Source organism: Mesorhizobium sp. P2_B5, assembly GCF_056404775.1.
Map to the genome: position 1 here is coordinate 461,033 of NZ_JBFUDJ010000004.1, position 18,882 is coordinate 479,914.

Genomic DNA, 18,882 nt, shown 5'->3' on the forward strand with positions numbered 1-18,882 from the left:
AGCGGGTCAGCGATTCTATCAAACGCCGAGTCCCTCCGAAGCCAACAGGCAGGATTCCTGCTTTTCTTAGCCGTCAAAGAGATCGTAATCACTCCGGCTGCGCTTGCCCTTGGCGCGCAAGGGTTGCAAAGGCATTGGAACAGGATGGCCTGCCGCGAGTTTCTGTCTTCGAGCCGCGCGGCGTGAATGGCGCGGCAGCGCAAGGAGACGGCATATGGGCCTGGGTACCATTCTTATTATCATCCTGATCATCGCGTTGCTCGGCGGCTTCAGCGGCCTCGGCGGCGGACCATTTTACGGCACCGGTTACTATGGCGGCGGCGGCCTCGGGCTGGTGCTGCTCATCGTCATCATTCTGGTTGTTCTTGGGCGCATTTAGCGCCGCTGCCAGCGGCCGCCGGACCTCGGCGGCCGCTCTCGTTTGAAGACATTGGTTGGCAGCTGAACAGTGCCGGCGCCTGGAGACATTGGTGGCACGCAAACTCGACCTGCGCAGCGGCCGGCCGGTCTGGTTTGCCTATCGGGCTCCATCGGTGCCGACCGAAAGACTGACCCGCGATGTCAAGACCGACGTGTTGATCGTCGGCATGGGGATCAGCGGCGCCATGGCTGCCGAAACGCTGACCGCCGCCCGGCATTCGGTGATCTGCATCGACAGGCGCGGACCCTTGCAGGGATCGACCGCGGCGACGACGGCTCTGGTGCAGTTCGAACTCGATCAGCCGCTGACGAAACTTTCGGCCATGGTCGGCAAGGCCGATGCCGGACAGGCATGGCGGCGCTCGCGCCTTGCGGTGTCCAACCTTAGCGGCCGGATCGCCGAACTCGGCATCGACTGCAACCTGACACCATCTTCCGCACTCTATCTCGCCGGCGATGTGCTCGACCCCTCTGCACTGCGCGACGAGGCAGAGGCGCGCCGGCAGGTCGGAATCGACGCAAGCTACCTCACCCGCAAGGCGCTCACCGACAGCTTCGGCATCGACCGCGCCGGCGCCATTCTTAGCCACGGCAATCTCGTGCTCGACCCGCGCAAGCTCACAGCCGGCCTGCTGCTGAAGGCGCTGCAGCGCAAGGCGCGTTTCTATGCGCCGGTACAGGCGACGGCGATCGAGGACAGAAGCGATCAGGTCGTCGTCGCCACCAGCGGTGGCCCGACGATCACCGCGCGGCATCTGGTGCTGGCCACCGGCTACGAACTGACCGACATCATCCCGAAGACCGCGCACAGCGTCGTCTCGACCTGGGCGATCGCCACGGCGCCGCAACCGAAAAACATCTGGCCGGGCGCCGCGCTCATCTGGGAGGCGTCCGAGCCATACCTATACCTGCGCGCGACGGACGATGGCCGCGCCATCTGCGGCGGCGAGGACGAGGACTTCACCGACGAGGCACGCCGCGATGAGTTGATCGCCGACAAGGCGAAACGTCTGTCGAAGAAGCTGCATCGCCTGCTGCCGCGGCTCGACGTCACCCCTGAATTCACCTGGACCGGCTCATTTGGCACCACCAGCACAGGCATGCCCTATATCGGCGCCCTGCCCCGGCATCCGCGCATCCATGCCGTGATGGGTTATGGCGGCAACGGCATCACCTTCTCGCAGATCGCTTCGGAGATCGTCGCCTCGGCGATCGGCGGCGTAGAAGATGCGGACGCGAAGCTGTTTTCATTCAGCCGATCCTGATCGGGCGCCTTCGCCCGCCACGCCGCCGCCCAGGCAGCGACTTCTACGGCACGGTGGATGAAGCTTCAGTCTTTCAACCGGCCAGCGCATTCAGGGTGTACAACTGCTGACGCTTTTGAACGTCATTTCATTTCTGCAATCATATTCCGGAGGCCAGTCGTTGCTAATTCTGGTGCAGTATTGGGCGATTATGGCTTCCGCGCTGTGCCGGCCAATGAAAATATCGGGCTTTATGGAATTGTCGGTTTGCAGACCGGTGAAAAAGCTGATTTCCGATCCGCTTTTGCAGGCATAACCGATCATCAGATCGTCTTTCATCCGACCGGCAATCTGAGCGCAGCCTGCAGGTCCAGGAAGTGCATCCGAAACTTGAGTAATCTCCAGGCAGGTTCCCTGTTGCGGTTCGCGCCACTTCGAGTTCAAGGCGGGAAGATCATCTGCCAATGACATGGTTGTCGCCGCGCCTAGAAATGCCATCTCGACAATGACAGAAATCAGGAAAGCCTTCTTCATCGATACCTCTCCCTGTTACATCCCGTTGAGGATAGCATATTTGCAAGGTCTGGTGTGTGAGCGGCTTTACTTAGGAAGATCTACGCGATCGCTGGCTCTGCGGAGCGAGCGGTTCGGGTGCCGAGAAGAACCAGCGGAATTGCGATTGCGTAGACGACCAGCACCGAGAGCCGGATGGCTCCGGGCCACTCTTTCTGGACGACGAAGTAGAAGGTCGAGAAGCCGAGTGGGGCGATGACCGAGGCCAGGCTGACGGCCGATGCCAGCACGCCCTGGAGTTGACCCTGGCGAGCCGGGTCGACCTGCCTTGTGGCAAAGGCCTGAAACGCCGGCGCGCCGATGCCGGCAAGCGCGAAGACCGGCATGATGGCGAACCCATCCAGCCGTGATTGGCGAAAGCCATGGCGGTGCTGACGGTAGCGCTGACTGAAGGCGCGGGCGTGATGCCGCCGACCCCGACGCCCGGCTGGGTGCGGCGCTGCTCCTGACGACATGGAGTGTGGCCTTCATCCAGGCGCACCGGACGTTTCGAGAAACCCGCGACAGCGGCCAAGCGAGCGCGGCCTTTCTCGCTCTCGTCGACAAGGGCAGCATCGGCCTGAAAGCCGCAATGGCAGGCACGCCCTACGCCTGAGCAAGGTCTTCGCTCAAACCCGCCGTCTCTGCGCCATCAGAAACACCACCAGCACACAGCACAGCAGGCCGAGCGACGATGGCAGTCCCTGATGTCCGGTCAGCTGCATTGCCAGCCCTGCTACGGGCGAGCCGACGATGCCGCCTGTGCCCCACACGAAAGCGAAGGCGGCATTGCCGGCAATCAAGGCCTGACCGGTGAAACGCTCGCCGAGCTGGATCAGCGACAACGTGTAGATGCCGAACGAGACCCCGCCCCAGACGAAGAAAAGCGGCCAGATCAGCCAATTGTCGAAGAGCAACGGCAACAGCAGGCAACCGGCCAGGCACACCAGGACACAGAACAGCATCATCCGCGTCGAGCCAAACCGTTCGGCCGCGCGCCCGAGCACGATCTGCAGCACCGCATTGCCGGCGATGAAACAGGTGATGAGCGACGCAATGCGCTGCTCGGCGCTGCCAAGTGCGGCGCCATAGACCGCGAACAGGGAAAGCAGGACCTGCTCGAAGGCGGCAGCGGTGAAAACGGCAAACAACAACAGCGGCGCCAGGGCAAAGAAGCCGCCGACCGACACCGCCTCGCCGTCATGCGGCATGTCGGGCAGGCGCGACGCGACGGCGAGCACGATCAGGCCGCAGACCAGGAAGGCCGCGCTGCCGATGATGAAGGGCGGCCACCCTTGGGTGCCCACAAGGCCGAGCGACAGTGGGCCGAGGCCGAATCCGGCGGAAACAATGGAGGAGTAAAGGCCCATGATGCGGCCCCGGCGCGCGGCGGGCGTGATCGAGACCAGCCAGGTTTCGCTGATCACGTAGAGCGGGTTCGCAAAGAAGCCGAGCAGGAAGCGCAGCGGCATCCAGGCCCAGACGTCCTGCGTCCAGGCAATCGCGATCAGGGCGGTTGCTGCCAGGATCGAACACAGGACCGCAAAGCGCGCCGCCCCCACGCGCCGGACCAGCGCCGGCGTGAAGAGCGACGATACGATGAAACCCAGAGGTGTCATAGCGGCCGAAAGGCCGATCAGGCCCGGTGTCGTCCCCTGCCGTTCCAGGATGAAGCTGAGCAACGGATAGGTCAGCCCCTGCGCCACGGCGAAAACCGTGACGGTCGCGATGATACCGGCCATCGCGGCCCATGGGGCGCAGCTCTCGCTCGGTGACGTCGCGTCTTCGGCGCTCATGCAGCCTTCGAAGCAGGATCGGCAAATTCCGGCAAGTGCAAATTCCGGCGAAGCGCCGCGGCACGCACAAACGGGCGATCCGGTATCATCCGGCTCACACTTGCCAGAAGCGTTTGACGATCTCTGCCTCGACCTGGCGTCTGGTCAGCCCGATATCGTCGATCAGATGCGGATTGGCCTCCGCCATCTGCTTCAGGTCCCAGCGAAAGCGTATCCGCTCACGCCAGGCCGCAATCATGCTGCGCGGGCCCGTCAGGTACCGGCGCGATGACGCCGCGGGTTTTTCCGGCCAGGCTGCCGGGGCAGAAGCAAGGGTATCGTTCATGGCAACCTCCATTCGGCTTGAGGGGCAAGAGCCCTCTGTTTGAAAGAGGCTGAATTCTGCAGCATGCGGACGGCGCCGTAATTAAGCCTTCCCAAATAGTTCTCAAAACTTCCAAACGGGCTATAGATGCGCGTTATGCAAGGAGCGCGCTTTGCCTTTGGTCCGTTCGTGCTTGATCCGGGTGCGGGAACGCTCCTTCGGGACGATGTCCCCGTCGCAGCCGGTCATCGCGGACTGCAACTGCTGGCGGCGCTCGTCGCACGGCCCGGCGAGATCCTGGCCAAGGCCGAGTTGATGGACGCGGCATGGCCAGGCACGGCCGTCGAGGAAGGCAACCTCACGGTCCAGATCGCGCAATTGCGCAAGCTGCTGGGTCCGGCCGCGAATGGCGGGGAATGGATATCGACGGTTCCGCGCGTCGGCTATCGCTTCACCGGCAGCATTGAACAGCTCGGCGATGCAAAGCGACAGGCTTTGCCGCTGCCCGCCAAGCCGTCGATAGCCGTGTTGCCCTTCGCCAATTTCAGCAACGACCCCGAGCAGGAAGCCTTCGCCGACGGGTTGACTGAAGACCTCATCACCGACCTGTCCCGGATCGGCGGCCTGTTCGTCATCGCGCGCAACTCGACCTTTGCCTACAAGGGCAAGGCGGTGGATGTGCGCGAGATCGCCAGGGAACTTGGCGTGCGCTATCTCTTGGAGGGCAGCGCAAGACGTGCCGCCGGGCGCGTGCGCATCAACGCCCAGCTGGTCGACGCACTGAGCGGCGAGCATCTGTGGGCGGACCGCTTCGATCGCGGCCTGGAAGATATCTTTGCCGTCCAGGACGAGGTGACGGCCAAGATCGTCGAGGCCCTGCTTGGCCGCCTGCGTGCGCCGCTGCCGCGCAACCGACCGGGGAATCTCGAGGCCTATGATCTGTGTGTGCGGGCCCGCAAGCTGATCGACGTCTCGCCGGAGACGGCGCGCGAAGCGCATCTGATGCTGACGCGGGCCGTTGCGCTCGATCCGGACTATGCCGAGGCCTATCGCTGGCTTGCGATGAACCACTGGATGGGATGGGTGCATTGGGGCGATCCTATCCAACCTGCCCGCGGCCTTGCCCTGGACCTGGCGCGCAAGGCCTTGGCGATCGATCCCAATGATGCCGGCTGTCACTGGGTGCTTGCCAACCTGCTTGCCTATGAGCGCAGATTCGATGAGGCGGACGCGGAATTTGCCAAGGCGTTCGAGCTCGACCCGAACGACGCCGACGCCTGGGCGACATTGTCCGACATCACGACCCTGGCCGGCCAGGTGGAGGAGGGCCTCGAGCAGATCCGCAAAGCGTTCCGCCTGAACCCGTATCCGGCAAGCTGGTACTATCTGACGCTCGGCCAGGCGCAATACGCGGCGCGCGACTACGAGGCCGCCGTCGAGACGCTGCGCCGGGACGAGACCTATCGCACAAGCTCACGCCGCTTCCTGGCGGCGAGCCTCGCCCAGCTCGGCCGGCTCGACGAGGCGCGCGCCGAGGTCGCAATGTTCCTCGTCGCCAACCCGCATTTCACAACCCGCCACTGGGTCGAGACCGAGCCATTCCGCGACACTGCCACGCTCGAACATTTCGTCGATGGCTTTCGCAAGGCCGGCCTTCCGGAGTGACCGACCGGTCCGCGCCGATCGATGACGCTGCGCCCGGTATGATGCCAGCATCGGCGGCTCGATCCTGGCCAATGTTTGCGAGTCGTGAAGACGCTCGACCGATGTTGCTTTTGAGTGCAGTCAGCCGCCAGTGATTGGAGCGAAAGGCCAAGTCTTGCTGAAGAGGAATGGCTCGCAAGAACTTTCATGCCATGCCAAAACACGGTATCAATCGACCCGATCGGCGTGCCGTCCATGACCAGACCAGGGGACGGTTGCCTGAGCGGCGCAAGGTGCGGGAAAGTGGAGGGCTTATGGGACTTGTGACGCTGGAGCATTTCGCGGGATGCGTTGGCAGCGCGTTCGACATCGACATGGGGGAGAGTTCGCTGCCCCTGACGCTGTCGGAGGCACGACCGCTGCCGGAAAGCGGATTTCCCGGAATGCGACGATCGCCCTTTTCCCTGATGTTCCGAAGCGGCTCGCAGGTGGTGCTGCCGCAAAAGCTCTACAGGTTGAAGAATGGGACACTGGGCAATCTTGAAATATTCCTGGTCCCTGTCGCCAGGGACAAGGAAGGCATCGTCTATCAGGCGGTCTTCAATTGAGAGTGCAGCCCGGTCGCGGAACGACCGGACAAGCAAGGCCGGTCAGGCCGTAGACCACTGCATTCCGATATGGGTATCGCTAGCCTCGACTTCCCTGAACTGAAGGCGGCGGTAGAGAGCCTGCGCCCGAATGTTGCGCCGCTCGACATGCAGAAAGACCCCCGATGCACCGGAGGTTTGCGCCTGGCCTTGAATTGCCTTCAGCCGGGCGATCCCTCGGCCACCGTTGCGCCATTGCGGCAGGAAACCGATATCGATGATATGCCAGCGCTCAGCAGTGGAATCGACATAGAGCCGTCCGATCGGCTTGCCTTTTTCTTGCAGAATCAGGAAATCGGCGTTTGAAAATACACCGACATAGTGGCGATGCTGAAGGTTGAATTGCCCGTCGATGAACGCCCGTTTCATCTCCTGCAGCCACGGCACGGGTTCCATTTCCTCCATGCGGAATGACCAGTAGAGCTGGCGCAGAAATGGAATGTCCGCGAGCGTCGCGCTGCGGGACGCGCGACGTGGAAAGCCCAGCCGAGAGTTTTCGCCGGCGGGAAATGCCGGCAACGCTTCTGCTTCGATCGAGACCATCAACCGAACGACGGAAAGACCCCCGACATCGCAATACTGTAATTGAGCGCGAGGTAAGGCTGGCGATTCTCGTGCGGCTGACTGTTCCCGGTAATGCCAAGCATGGTGGGCAGGAATTGCGCGTTCACCTGCGCGTTGGCCACAAAAGGACTGGTGCTTCCCGGCGGGGCCAATGAATTGCCGGCAGAGGGCGACCCCGTTTTCTTGGCCAGATCCGGCTGGTTGTATATTGTGAACTGATGCATGTGCGCCGGCATTTGCGCCACCGTCAGCGTCTCGCTGCTTGCGCCAAACGTCTCACCGATGATGCGGCTTGAAAGCCCGGGGCCTGTGCCCTGGTTGCAGCCGGCGCGGTTGGTAAAATTGGGCAGCTGAAAGGTGGTCGTGCCATTGCCGCCGTAATTGGTGCCAAGCAGCGCGAACAGCGCCGAATTTTGCTGGATCGGAACAACGGCACCATTGCAGGACGCCCACCCGCGCGGAGCGAAGCTGAAGCCGAAGACCTGTATCTCACCGAGGAAGGGCTCAGTCATTGGAATGTCCTTGCGATCTGGATGGCGAACCGGTTTCCACAAACAATCCCAAGCGCGGAGCTCAGCTCTGCGATGGGTAAATTCCCGCCCATGCAATGCAGAACTGCACTGTCAGCGTCGGCATAGTGTTGTCGTGCGGCGAGGTCCCGCCGACACTCTGCGTCGATTGTGGGGCGGTGATATAAGGCGTCGCGCCGGTAATATCGGTCACATACATGGTGTCATTCGAGATGGCACCAAGTTCGGCCGTCGTGTTGACCGCTTTGCCATCGGCGCTCGACGTGGTCGCGGTCATCGAATGATTGTGCTGCGGCATCTGCTGGGGGAGCAGGGTGACGTTCTCGCTGCCAGCCACCTGGCCCAGGACATAGTTCGAAAGGCCAGACCCGGTTCCCTGGTGGATGGGCACACGACCGGAGAGACTGGGCACGGCGAACGTAGACTGACCATCGCCGCCATAGGTGGTGCCGATCAGTGTAAACAGCACCTCATATTGCGAGATGGGATACAACCCCCCGTCACAGGCGAACCAACCGTTCGGCACGCGCGAAAAACCGAACATGCGGATCTCTCCGACAAAGGGCGTGGTCATCGATGGATTTCCTCCGGGCAGTAATTTGGCGGGCAGTAATTTGGCGTGCAGTGATCTGGCGATGGCTCGCAGGCATCAACTGCGCGATGGGAATATCCCGGTCATCGCTATGTTGTAGTTGATGGTCTCGTAGGGCTGTACGTTCGAGTGTGATTGGTTGCCGCCGACATAGGTGACGGTCGGAGCCGCCAAGGGAACCACGCGGCCATTCGGCGCGGCATAGATGGCATTCGTGGTGGTGCCATAGAGCGCACCGCTGGGATTGCGCGCCGCACCCGCTGCAGTGGTTGCGTTGCCCACATGGTTGTGGGCCGGCAGTTGCTGAGACAGCAGCGTGACGTTTTCAACGCCGCCGGTTTCACCCCACTGATAGGCTGACGGGTTCCAGTTCGGATCGGCGGATGGGCCAAAGCCGACCGGGGTGCGGCTTTGCAGGTTGGGCAGGGCGAAGGTCGTTGTGCCATTGCCGCCATAGGTGGTGCCGAGCAGCGAGAACAGGGCCTGGTTCTGAGCGATGGCGATTATCGAGCCATTGCAAAAGGCGAAGCCCTTTGGCGCGAATCCGAACCCCGTCATCATGATCTGCCCGAGGAAATATTCGGCCATTAGCTCCCCCTAATATTGTGCAGAAAGTTCCTTGAATTCATCATTGCTCATAAACCGTGGATTCTGCAAGTGGAGTTTTTCTACATGGTAGACATGGTGAAGACTGTATGATTTACTTTGCCTTCGAATCCGATGGGGATGATCGCACTCGGATTCTGCGTCAGCTAAAGATTTGATCGGTCGATATTTTTCGTTTCGACACTAAAGCGTATCGATTGGCGCCACTGGGGGCATGCATTGGGTCGGACTGTAAAGTATTGCGCCGGGCGTTCGGATGCGTTTGCCAGCGGGTTCCTGCTGTGGGTTGCCATGCTTGCGTTTGTTGGCATGGCTGCCTTGGCGCCATCCGAGGCACAGGCTGCGCCATCCCTAGGCTGCCCCGCCCCGATAACGTTTACCGTGGCATCTGGCGGCTCTCACCAGATCGACGCGTCGTCATGCGATCCTTTCGGAACAAACCCACAGAGCCAGGTGGTGCAGCCCGCACACGGCCATGTCACCATCGACAACCCGTCAGCCGGTCTCCTGACTTATGTCAACAATGGCGACGGCGCCCTGTCGGACAGTTTCACCTTTGAAGATGCCTCCGCCGGTGTCGTCACGGTCAATATAACCGTCCAGCCTGCCACCTCGCCCATCACCGTCAGCCCCGCAAGCCTGCCAACGCCGGCAGTCGGCGTTTTCTACGACCAGACACTTTCCTCTAGCGGCGGCGTGGCGCCCTATACCTATACGCCGGGCGGCGGCAGCTTGCCGCCGGGGCTCAGCCTTGCGTCCAACGGCAGGATTTCCGGCACGCCGACGGGCTCAGGCCCTTACAACTACACCGTGCATGTGGTGGATTCCACGGCCGGCACGCCTTTGACGACCGACAAAAGCTACAGCTTCATTGTCCCAGGACCCACCCTGGTCGTTTCGCCGACCAGCCCGCCCGCAGGTGCCGTAGGCTTTGCATACAGCCAGCAACTCAGCACCAGCGGCGGCACCGCGCCCTATACTTACAGTGTCGAGATTGGCCCACTGCCGGCTGGACTGAGCTTGTCTTCCAGCGGCCTGATTTCCGGAACGCCGAGCGCTCAGGGCACCGTCACATTCAAGGTCAAGTCGCAGGACAGCACAACGATCTCGACCGGCGGTGTCTGGTTCGTTACCCAGGACATAACCGTCGTCATCAATGCCGCTCCGACCATCACTGTGGCTCCGCCAACCGTGCCTGGCGCCACGGTTGCATCGCCCTACAGCGCGACGATTTCCGCCAGCGGCGGCACAGGCCCCTATACATTCACGATCAGCGCGGGGGCGCTTCCCTCCGGGCTAAGTTTGAACACGAATACAGGCTTGCTTTCCGGCACGCCAACCGCCGGCGGCACATTCAATTTCACCGTCCAGGCAACCGATAGCAGCGCCGGGCCCGGACCGTTCAGCGGCACACAGGCCTATACGCTGACGGTTGCCGCGCCGACCATCAGCTTGCCGGCAACGACATTGGCAGATGGCACGCTTGGCGCGGCCTATTCGGCGGTCCTCAACCCGGCGACCGGAGGCACTTCGCCCTACACATATGCGGTGACAGCCGGAGCCCTGCCGCCGGGCGTGGCGCTGTCCGGCGCGGGTGCGTTTTCGGGAACGCCGACCGCAGAGGGAACTTACAATTTCTCTGTAACCGCGACTGACAGCAGCACGGGCACGGGACCCTATTCGAGTGCGCCGCAGGCCTACACGCTCACCATCGTCAACATTCCGCCGGTTGCCAACCCGGTGTCGGCCACGGTTGCCTATGACAGCAGCGCCAATCCGATCACGCTCAACATCACAGGCGGCACGCCGACGTCGGTTGCAGTTGGCACAGCGGCCACCCACGGCACGGCCACGGCCAGCGGCACATCGATAAGCTACACACCCACCGCCGGTTACGCCGGTCCCGACTCGTTCACCTACACGGCAACGAATACGGCCGGAACGTCCGCGCCAGCGACGGTCACCATCACGGTCAGCAATCCGACGGTCGTCGTCGCGGCATCCGGGGCTTTGACCGCGCAGGTTGGCGTGGCCTACACGCAGACTTTCACCGCATCCGGTGGTGCTGCGCCGTACACACTGTCGGTAAGCGGCTTGCCGGCGGGCCTTTCCGCCACGGGGACGACAGCCAACAGCGTGACCGTTTCCGGAACGCCGACAGAAGCCGGCAGCTTCGCCCTCAACGTCACGGGCAATGATAGCAGCACCGGAAATGGCCCGTTCGCGATTGCGCAGCCCTTCACGCTCACTGTCGCTGCGCCAACGCTTTCCATGACGCCGGCGGCGGGAACGCTTAGTGCCGCCTATGGCGCGGCCTACAGTCAGCAGTTCTCGGCGTCCGGTGGCACGGCGCCCTATGCCTACACCGTCAGCGCCGGCGCGCTTCCAGCGGGCCTCGCGCTCGATCCTGCGACCGGGCTGCTCTCGGGAACACCTACTGCGACCGGCCTGTTCACCTTCTCGGTCAAGGCAACGGACAGCAGCACCGGTGCCGGCGCACCGTTTGCCAGAACGCAAAACTACGTCTTGCAGGTTGGCGCACCGACCATCACGATCGCTCCGGCCTCGCTGGCGGATGCGACCGCGGGGGCTGCCTACACGCCAGTCTCCCTTGTCGGTTCCGGCGGCGTTGGTCCCTACAGCTTCACTGTATCTTCCGGTCCGCTGCCGAATGGCATGTCGCTCACTACGGCGGGCGTTCTTTCGGGGACGCCGACGCAGTCCGGCACATTTCCGATCACGGTTCAGGCGCAAGATGCCAATGGTCAGACGGGCACCCAGAGCTACAGCCTGCAGGTCCTGGTGCCCGGCCTGACGGTGTCGCCCGCCAGCCTTCCGGGCGGTGTGGCCGGAACCGCCTACAGCCAGCCGCTGTCGGCGAGCGGCGGCAATAGCCCTTACAGCTTTGCAGTAACCTCGGGTTCATTGCCCGCAGGCATAACGCTCACGGGAGATACGCTCGCAGGCACGCCGACCGTTGCCGGCTCCTTCTCCTTCACCGTGACGGCGACCGACAGCACGACGGGTACTGCGGCGACCGGGTCCCGGCCCTATACGCTGATTATCGCAGCGCCGACCATCACACTGGCACCAGCCACCTTGCCTGCAGGCCAATACGGCGTTGCCTACAGCCAGACGCTCACGGCCAGCGGCGGCACCGGCCCTTATACCTACGCGCTGACCGGCACCCCACCGGCCGGAATAACGCTCTCCTCAGCGGGCGTGCTTTCGGGCACGCCGGCAGAGTTCGGCTCGTTCGCCATCACCGCCACGGCGACCGACAGTTTCGGTTTCACCGGCACGGCAAATTACACGCTGGTGATCGGCAACAACCCGCCGGTTGCCAACCCGGAGACGGCTGAGACGCTTGAAGGTCAGCCCGTGACCATCCACGTCACGGACAACGATACCGGGACCATCACCTCGGTGGCGATTGCCACCGCGCCCGCGCACGGCACCGCGTCTGTCAGCGGCATCGACATCGTCTACACGCCGGGAGCGTCCTTTAACGGATCGGACTCACTGACGTACACAGCGACCGGACCTGGCGGAACCTCGGCGCCTGCCACCGTCACGATCAACGTCAGGCCCATCCCCGTCCCTGTCGCGCAAAATGTCACGACATCGTCCGGCAAGGCTGTGGTCGTCGACCTGACAAAGGATGCGGTCGGCGGACCGTTTACCAGTGCGGCCCTGGTTTCGGTGCCGCCTCCTTCATCGGGAACGACTGTGCTGAACGGGTTCCAGATGACGTTCACGCCGACGGCAACCTACCAGGGCACGGCCACGGTGACCTTCACCCTGACCAATGCCTATGCGACGTCGGCGGTGACGGCGATCACCATCCAGGTCGTCGAGCGTCCCGATCCGACGCTGGACAGCGAGGTCATGGGTATCCTCAACGCCGAGACCGCCGCGACGCGCCGTTTTGCAACCTCGCAGATCGGCAACTTCCAGCAGCGCCTGGAGGGCCTGCATGACAGCGACAATGGCCAGGAGCCCACGGATGGTCTGGCCTTCGTCCAGGGCATCGTGCTCTCCTTCGACAGCACCTGCGGCGAAGCCGAACAAGCGGCAAAAGGACCAGACTGCGGTCGCAGCAAGGCGTCCGACCCGGACTGGCCGTTCAAATCGTCCCTCGACGACACGACCACATCGGGCACACCCGGCGGCTTCGGTACCGGCAGCTTCGGCCACAGCAAGGTGACCATCTGGACCGGCGGCTCGATCAATATCGGCGAGCGTGACGGCGATGACGGCTACAAGTTCGAGACCACGGGCCTCAGCGCCGGCGTCGACTATCGCTTCAGCCGCGCTTTCGCGATCGGTCTGGGCATGGGTTACGGCCGCGATGTCAGCGACATTGGTGACAATGGCAGCCGCAGCACCGGTAAGGCCTACACAGCGGGACTCTATGCCAGCTATCATCCCGGCCAGGACTACTTCATCGACGGTCTGGTCGGATATCAGTGGCTGTCGTTCGACTCGAAGCGTTATCTGACATCCGGCGGCGGCTTTGCCAACGGCGAGCGTGACGGTGGCCAGTGGTTCGCCTCGGTGTCGGCCGGCAAGAAGTTCGAGATCCAGGAGTGGCAGATTTCGCCCTATGCGCGTCTCGACGTGGCGAAGGCGACGCTGGATGCCTTCACCGAAAGTGGTGATCCGTCCTCGGCCCTGCATTATGGCGAGCAGGACATCAGCACCACGACGGGCAATCTCGGCCTGACGCTCGCCTACAGGTTCGCCGCCGAGTTCGGCGTGGTTTCGCCACAGGTGAGGCTGGAATACCAGCACGACTTCCAGGGCGACAGCGCGATCACCATGAACTACGCAGACATGTTCGGCGGGCCGATCTATCACACGTCGATCGACGGGCTCGGCAAGGACCGCTTCATGCTCGGCCTTGGGGTGAATTTGCAGACGGTGCAGGACTTCAACATGCGGCTGGAATATCGCGGCCTGTTCGGCAGCGACGGCGATACCGACAACGGGTTCATGGTCAATCTGGGCAAGACGTTCTGACCTTCGCCTGAAACAATATCGCGCATCCTGTTTTTCACCTCGCGGCCTGACAACCGCGTGGGTTTCGCTTTTTGGAACCGGCGTTGTGAAAAAACGCATCCCGCTGCCGATGGTGCATGCGGGCGAGAGCACCCGGCGATCACGTCTACCGGCGGCTACGACAAGGTGCATCTGCGCGACTATACCGACATTGGCGTCGCTCACGTCGCGCGATAGATCTGTGCCACCGCGCCTCCCGGAAAGGCCTTCGAGCTCATCCGCTCAAGACGCATTGGCGCGGCGAGTTCGGAAAACAACGGCTGGCCTTTGCCCAGCGCCACGGGATGCACCAGCAGAATGAACTGGTCGACCAGTCCCCGGGCGACGAGGCTGCGGGCAAAGCTCGCTCCACCATAGGCGATGATCGGCTTGCCTCCTTGAGCTTTCAGCGTCGCGATTTCCTCCGCCAGGTCACCGCTTGCCACATAGGCCTGAGCCCAACTCCCTGCGCCGGGCTGCAGCTCCGCAGACTGGGCATCATTGGACGCTGTCGACTTGTTCGTCAGGACCGCCGGCCCCTGTCGTGAGAAGACAGCCTTGGGGATCCGGTTCATCGGCGGCGCGAACATATCGGTGGAGGTCGGCCAGTAAGCGGCCATGCTACGGAAGGTGCGACTGCCCATAATGTGCAGGCTGGCGTTCCCTACGGTTTCGACAGACCAGGCTTTCGCGTCCTGATCGCTGCCGAACATCCATTTGTTCGCGCCATCCAGATCACTCACGAAGCCGTCAATCGATATCGACATCTTCAAGATCAGGTCTCTCACGGCTTCCTCCTTGGGGTAATGCTAACCCAAGGACGGCGCGGATCGACAAACCCCGACAGCTCACGATGATTTTCTAACCGCACGAAAGCCCGTCCTGCCAGGTCAGCCATTGATCCATATGGCGTCCGGCACGACCACCAGCTTGCCGACAAAATCCTTGGCGATGAAGTCGGCCTGCGCTTTGTGGAAATCGGACAGCCTGTAGACACCGCCAACCAGCGGCCGGATTTTCTTCGCCTCGATGTAGCGGACGATGCGGCGGAAATCGGCGCGCGTGCCCTGGCTCGATCCGTGCAGTTGCAGCTGCTTGAGATACATGGTCCTGAGATCGAGCTGCACCACCGGCCCGGCGATCGCGCCGGCTGTGGTGTAGCGGCCTTCGGGTCGGAGAATGCGCAACAAGTCGTTGAAGATCGCGCCGCCGACGAGATCGGCGACCACGTCGATCGGCTGGCCGCCGGTCGCCTCAGTCACCGCGGCAGGCAAGTCGGCGACGCCGCGGGTGATGATGGCCTCGGCGCCGATGTCGCGCACCGCCTGTTCCTTGCCCTTGCCGACGACAGCATAGGGTACGGCGCCGCGTGCTCGCGCCAGTTGCACGATGCCCGAGCCGACGCCGCCCGAAGCGCCGGTGACCAGCACGCGCTCACCGGCCTTGAGTGCGGCGCGCTCCAGCATCTGCTCACCGGTGAGGTAGGCGCAGCAGAAGGTGGCGAGTTCGATGTCGCTCATCTCGGTGTCGACGACATGTGCATTCTCAGCCGGCACCGTCTGGTATTCGGCGTACCCGCCGTCGCGACCGTGGCCCATATAGTCGATGTCGGCGAGTGAATCGTCGTAGCGGTTGTAGATGGAGAAATCGACCATCACCCGTTCGCCGATACGGTCCGGCGAGACGCCTTCACCGACGGCCGCAACAATGCCGACCGTGTCGGTGCCCTGGATGCGCGGGAAAACAAGTGTGTTGCCTTGCCGCCGCCAGGTCGACACGGCGGCAGCATCTTCCTCCGTGCCATAGGCGCCCTGGCGCACCCAGACATCGGTGTTGTTCATGCCGCAAGCGCTGACCTTGACCAGCACTTCACCCGGGCCGGGCACAGGCACCTTCACATCGGTGCGGTAGACGAGTTTTTCCGGTCCGCCGTGCCCGGTGAGCAGCACGGCGGCCATGGTGGCGGGAAGGGTCTTGGTCATGGCATTCATGGTCGATCTCAGAGATTGGCAAACACGCTGTTGACCGCATCGGCGGCCTTCGACACGACGATGTCGGCTTCCTCACGGGTCAGGCAGAGCGGCGGCGCGAAGCCGAGAATGTCGCCCTGCGGCATAGCGCGACCGAGGACGCCACTGGCGGCAAGTGCCGTCGCTACCTGCGGCCCGATCTTGAGCGAAGCATCGAAGAACACCCGGTCGTCCTTGTCGGCGACGAACTCGACCGCCGCCAGCATGCCGTCGCCGCGTACGTCGCCGACATGTTTGTGGCCGCCGACGGCCTTGGCGAGTTCGGCGCGGAAATAGGCGCCGGTCTCGCGGGCGTTTGTCACAAGGTCCATCTCGTCGATCAGTTCGAGATTGGCGACGCCTGCGGCAACGCAGATCGGATGCGCCGCATAGGTCCAGCCATGGCCGAGCGAGCCGAGCTTGTCGGAACCCTGCACCAGCACCTGCCACATCTTGTCGGCGACGATGACGCCGGACAGTGGCGCATAGGCCGAGGTCAGGCCTTTGGCGATGGTGATCAGGTCCGGCTTGATGCCATAATGGTCGGAGCCGAACATTGTGCCGAGACGACCGAAGCCCGTCACCACCTCGTCGGCGACCAGCAGCACGTCATACTTCTTCAGCACGGCCTGGATCTTTTCCCAGTAGCCGGCGGGCGGCTGCACGATGCCGCCAGTGCCGAGGATCGGCTCGCCGATGAAGGCAGCGACGGTCTCGGGGCCTTCGGCAAGGATCATCTCCTCGAGCTTGTCGGCGCAATGCTGCGAGAACTGCTCCTCGCTCATCGAACGGTCGGCGCGGCGGAAATAGTAGGGCGCCTCGGTGTGCAGCACCGGCGCGCGCGGCAGGTCGAAGGCGTTGTGGAAGAGGTCGAGCCCGGTCAGCGACCCCGTCATCACGCCCGAGCCGTGATAGCCGCGCCAGCGCGAGATGATCTTCTTCTTCTCCGTCCGCCCCAGCACATTGTTGTAGTACCAGATCAGCTTGATGTTGGTTTCGTTGGCGTCCGAACCCGACAGGCCGAAATAGACGCGGCTCATGCCCTTCGGTGCGCGGTCGATGATCATCTTGGCCAGTGTGATCGAGGCCTCGGTGCCGTGACCGACATAGGCGTGGTAGTAGGCGAGGTTCTTCGCCTGGGTGGCGATGGCATCGGCGATCTTCTGGCGGCCGTAGCCGACATTGACGCAATAGAGGCCGGCAAAGGCATCGATGCTCTTCTTGCCATTGTTGTCCCAGACGGTGACGCCTTCACCACCGGCCATGATGCGCGTCGGCGATTCACCGCGCGCATGCGTGCCCATATGGGTCGAGGGATGGAAAAAGTGGTCGCGATCCCAGGCGTTGAGTTCGTTGGACTGGTCGAGCATTTTTTTGACTCCTTAAGGGATGGCCAGACGGACTTATGCGACGTCCAGGCAGAGATATTTCAGATCGGTGAAAGCCTCCAGCCCGTGGCGTGAGCCCTCACGGCCGATGCCGGATTGCTTGACGCCGCCAAAGGGTATCGGCGCGCCGGTGATCTTGACGCGATTGACGGCGACCATGCCGTAATCGAGCGCGCGGCCGATGCGCTGCTGGCGGCCGCCGTTCTCGGTGACGACATAGGCGACGAGGCCGTATTCGGTGGCGTTGGCGCGGGCGATGACCTCGTCCTCGCTATCGAAAGGCGTGACGGCGGCGACCGGGCCAAAAGTCTCCTCGCGCATGATCAGCGCCTCGTCAGTGACATCGGCCAGCAGCGTCGGCTGGTAGAACAACGGCCCGGCGTGATGCCGCTTGCCACCGGTGAGGCAGCGCGCGCCATGAGCTATGGCATCGGCAACCTGTTCCTCGACCTTGATGACGGCGCGCTCATGCATCAGCGGCCCGATGTCGGTGCCGTCGGCAAGCCCATTGCCGGTCCGCAGCGCCTCGATGCGCCTGGCAAAGGCGGCGCAGAAACGATCGTAGATCGGGCGCTGGACGTAGATGCGGTTGGCGGCAAGGCAGTCCTGGCCCGATGTGGCGAATTTGGCGTCGATGGCGATGTTCACCGCCTTGTCGAGATCGGCGTCCGCAAACACGATCAGCGGCGCATGGCCGCCAAGCTCCAACACCAGCCGCTTCATCGTCGGCGCACTTTGCGCCGCGATCAGCCTGCCGATCTCCGTCGAGCCGGTGAAGCTCATGGCGCGGACGCGTGTATCCTCGCACATGCGGCCGACGACAGTCGCGGCCTTGCCGGTGATAACGTTGAAGACACCGGAAGGCAGGCCGGCACGCTCGCCGAGTTCAGCCAGCGCCAGCGCCGACAGCGGCGTTTCCGAGGATGGGTGTGCGACGATGGTGCAGCCGGCGGCAAGGGCGGCCGCCGCCTTGCGGGTCAGCATGGCGGACGGAAAATTCCACGGCGTGACGACGCCGACAACACCAAGCGGCTCGCGTCGCACCATCATTTCCGCGTTCGGCAGATGGCTGGCGACGCTCTCGGCATTGAGGCGCTTTGCTTCTTCGGCATACCACTCAACGAAGGACGCGGCGTAGTCGATTTCGCCGAGCGATTCCTGCAGCGGCTTGCCCTGTTCCAGTGTCATCAGCAGAGCAAGATCGTCTTTCGCGGCGATGATCAGTTCGAACCATTTTCGCAGAATTTTCGAGCGCTCCTGCGGCAACAGGGAGCGCCAGGCTGGAAAGGCGCGCGCGGCGGCATCGATTGCTTTTGTCGTTTGCCGCGCATCGAGCGCCGCGACGAAAGCGACAGTCGCACCGGTGGCCGGATCGGTGACCTCGAAACTTTCCGCCGCCTCGCTTGCCGTCCAATGCCCGTCGACATAGGCGAGTTCGCGCAGCAGCCGGCGGTCGATGAGCCGGTCGAGCGCTTCATGGCGATGTGAGCGAGCAAAATGCGCGGACATGGTCGAGGCCTCCCGGTTCGGACTGATGCGGGAAGCC

General features: G+C 63.0%; 17 protein-coding genes and 1 pseudogene. 6 read left to right on the plus strand and 12 right to left on the minus strand.

Going from position 1 to position 18,882, the window contains the following annotated elements; all coding sequences use genetic code 11:
• Nucleotides 1-214 precede the first annotated feature (214 nt).
• Nucleotides 215-379: a DUF3309 family protein gene (locus tag AC1D1N_RS17770; RefSeq protein WP_112566134.1), complete on the plus strand. Its 165-nt coding sequence runs from the start codon at nt 215-217 to the stop codon at nt 377-379.
• Nucleotides 380-470: 91 nt separating this feature from the next.
• Complete coding sequence (locus AC1D1N_RS17775; RefSeq protein WP_477350036.1) at nt 471-1,685, plus strand: NAD(P)/FAD-dependent oxidoreductase; 1,215 nt, start codon at nt 471-473, stop codon at nt 1,683-1,685.
• A 90-nt stretch (nt 1,686-1,775) separates the two neighbouring features.
• On the opposite strand, the gene AC1D1N_RS17780 is transcribed toward AC1D1N_RS17775, so the two are convergent.
• Both AC1D1N_RS17780 and AC1D1N_RS17785 read right to left on the minus strand, forming a co-directional pair.
• Complete coding sequence (locus AC1D1N_RS17780; RefSeq protein ID WP_477350038.1) at nt 1,776-2,198, minus strand: hypothetical protein; 423 nt, start codon at nt 2,196-2,198, stop codon at nt 1,776-1,778.
• An 80-nt stretch (nt 2,199-2,278) separates the two neighbouring features.
• Nucleotides 2,279-2,604 (minus strand): annotated as a pseudogene (locus tag AC1D1N_RS17785) (tetracycline resistance MFS efflux pump); the annotation flags it as partial.
• A gap of 93 nt (nt 2,605-2,697) precedes the next feature.
• Here AC1D1N_RS17785 and AC1D1N_RS17790 point away from each other — a divergent pair.
• On the plus strand, nt 2,698-2,832 hold the full coding sequence (locus tag AC1D1N_RS17790; RefSeq protein ID WP_477350108.1) for a hypothetical protein: 135 nt from the start codon (nt 2,698-2,700) through the stop codon (nt 2,830-2,832).
• 13 nt (nt 2,833-2,845) lie between these two features.
• Here the strand turns inward: AC1D1N_RS17790 and AC1D1N_RS17795 are convergent, their stop codons facing one another.
• Both AC1D1N_RS17795 and AC1D1N_RS17800 read right to left on the minus strand, forming a co-directional pair.
• Nucleotides 2,846-4,012 carry an MFS transporter gene (locus tag AC1D1N_RS17795; RefSeq protein WP_477350040.1) on the minus strand — a complete coding sequence of 389 codons (1,167 nt, stop codon included), beginning with the start codon at nt 4,010-4,012 and terminating at the stop codon, nt 2,846-2,848.
• Between the two features lie 94 nt (nt 4,013-4,106).
• On the minus strand, nt 4,107-4,337 hold the full coding sequence (locus AC1D1N_RS17800; protein WP_112566363.1) for a DUF1127 domain-containing protein: 231 nt from the start codon (nt 4,335-4,337) through the stop codon (nt 4,107-4,109).
• Between the two features lie 126 nt (nt 4,338-4,463).
• Here AC1D1N_RS17800 and AC1D1N_RS17805 point away from each other — a divergent pair, with 126 nt between their 5' ends.
• Nucleotides 4,464-5,981, plus strand: a complete 1,518-nt coding sequence (locus AC1D1N_RS17805; RefSeq protein ID WP_477350042.1) for a winged helix-turn-helix domain-containing tetratricopeptide repeat protein — start codon at nt 4,464-4,466, stop codon at nt 5,979-5,981.
• 293 nt (nt 5,982-6,274) lie between these two features.
• The gene (locus AC1D1N_RS17810; RefSeq protein ID WP_142868762.1) at nt 6,275-6,568 is read left to right on the plus strand and encodes a DUF6916 family protein; all 294 of its coding nucleotides are present in this window, start codon (nt 6,275-6,277) and stop codon (nt 6,566-6,568) included.
• A gap of 42 nt (nt 6,569-6,610) precedes the next feature.
• Here AC1D1N_RS17810 and AC1D1N_RS17815 read toward each other — a convergent pair whose 3' ends face one another.
• From AC1D1N_RS17815 to AC1D1N_RS17830, 4 genes are all read right to left on the minus strand, one after another.
• Nucleotides 6,611-7,150, minus strand: coding sequence for a GNAT family N-acetyltransferase (locus tag AC1D1N_RS17815; protein WP_436258655.1), 540 nt, complete (start codon nt 7,148-7,150; stop codon nt 6,611-6,613).
• Nucleotides 7,150-7,683, minus strand: coding sequence for a phage tail protein (locus AC1D1N_RS17820; RefSeq protein ID WP_477350045.1), 534 nt, complete (start codon nt 7,681-7,683; stop codon nt 7,150-7,152). The genes AC1D1N_RS17815 and AC1D1N_RS17820 overlap by 1 nt, the downstream gene beginning before the upstream one ends.
• A 61-nt stretch (nt 7,684-7,744) precedes the next feature.
• Nucleotides 7,745-8,275 (minus strand): phage tail protein, encoded by a 531-nt coding sequence (locus AC1D1N_RS17825; RefSeq protein ID WP_436258653.1) that lies wholly within the window; start codon nt 8,273-8,275, stop codon nt 7,745-7,747.
• 75 nt (nt 8,276-8,350) lie between these two features.
• Nucleotides 8,351-8,881 carry a phage tail protein gene (locus tag AC1D1N_RS17830; protein ID WP_436258652.1) on the minus strand — a complete coding sequence of 177 codons (531 nt, stop codon included), beginning with the start codon at nt 8,879-8,881 and terminating at the stop codon, nt 8,351-8,353.
• 474 nt (nt 8,882-9,355) lie between these two features.
• Between AC1D1N_RS17830 and AC1D1N_RS17835 the strand changes: the two genes are divergently transcribed.
• A complete protein-coding gene (locus AC1D1N_RS17835; protein ID WP_477350048.1) occupies nt 9,356-13,921 on the plus strand; it encodes a putative Ig domain-containing protein in 4,566 nt (1,521 codons plus the stop codon).
• Between the two features lie 200 nt (nt 13,922-14,121).
• On the opposite strand, the gene AC1D1N_RS17840 is transcribed toward AC1D1N_RS17835, so the two are convergent.
• The 4 genes from AC1D1N_RS17840 to AC1D1N_RS17855 all read right to left on the minus strand — a co-directional run bounded on the left by AC1D1N_RS17840 (nt 14,122) and on the right by AC1D1N_RS17855 (nt 18,845).
• A complete protein-coding gene (locus AC1D1N_RS17840) occupies nt 14,122-14,727 on the minus strand; it encodes a dihydrofolate reductase family protein (RefSeq protein ID WP_477350050.1) in 606 nt (201 codons plus the stop codon).
• 102 nt (nt 14,728-14,829) lie between these two features.
• Entirely contained in the window at nt 14,830-15,930 is a 1,101-nt protein-coding gene (locus AC1D1N_RS17845; RefSeq protein ID WP_477350052.1) for an alcohol dehydrogenase family protein, read from the minus strand.
• Between the two features lie 8 nt (nt 15,931-15,938).
• A complete protein-coding gene (locus tag AC1D1N_RS17850) occupies nt 15,939-17,318 on the minus strand; it encodes an aminotransferase (RefSeq protein ID WP_477350054.1) in 1,380 nt (459 codons plus the stop codon).
• A gap of 33 nt (nt 17,319-17,351) precedes the next feature.
• Nucleotides 17,352-18,845 (minus strand): NAD-dependent succinate-semialdehyde dehydrogenase, encoded by a 1,494-nt coding sequence (locus AC1D1N_RS17855; RefSeq protein ID WP_477350055.1) that lies wholly within the window; start codon nt 18,843-18,845, stop codon nt 17,352-17,354.
• Nucleotides 18,846-18,882: the final 37 nt, after the last annotated feature.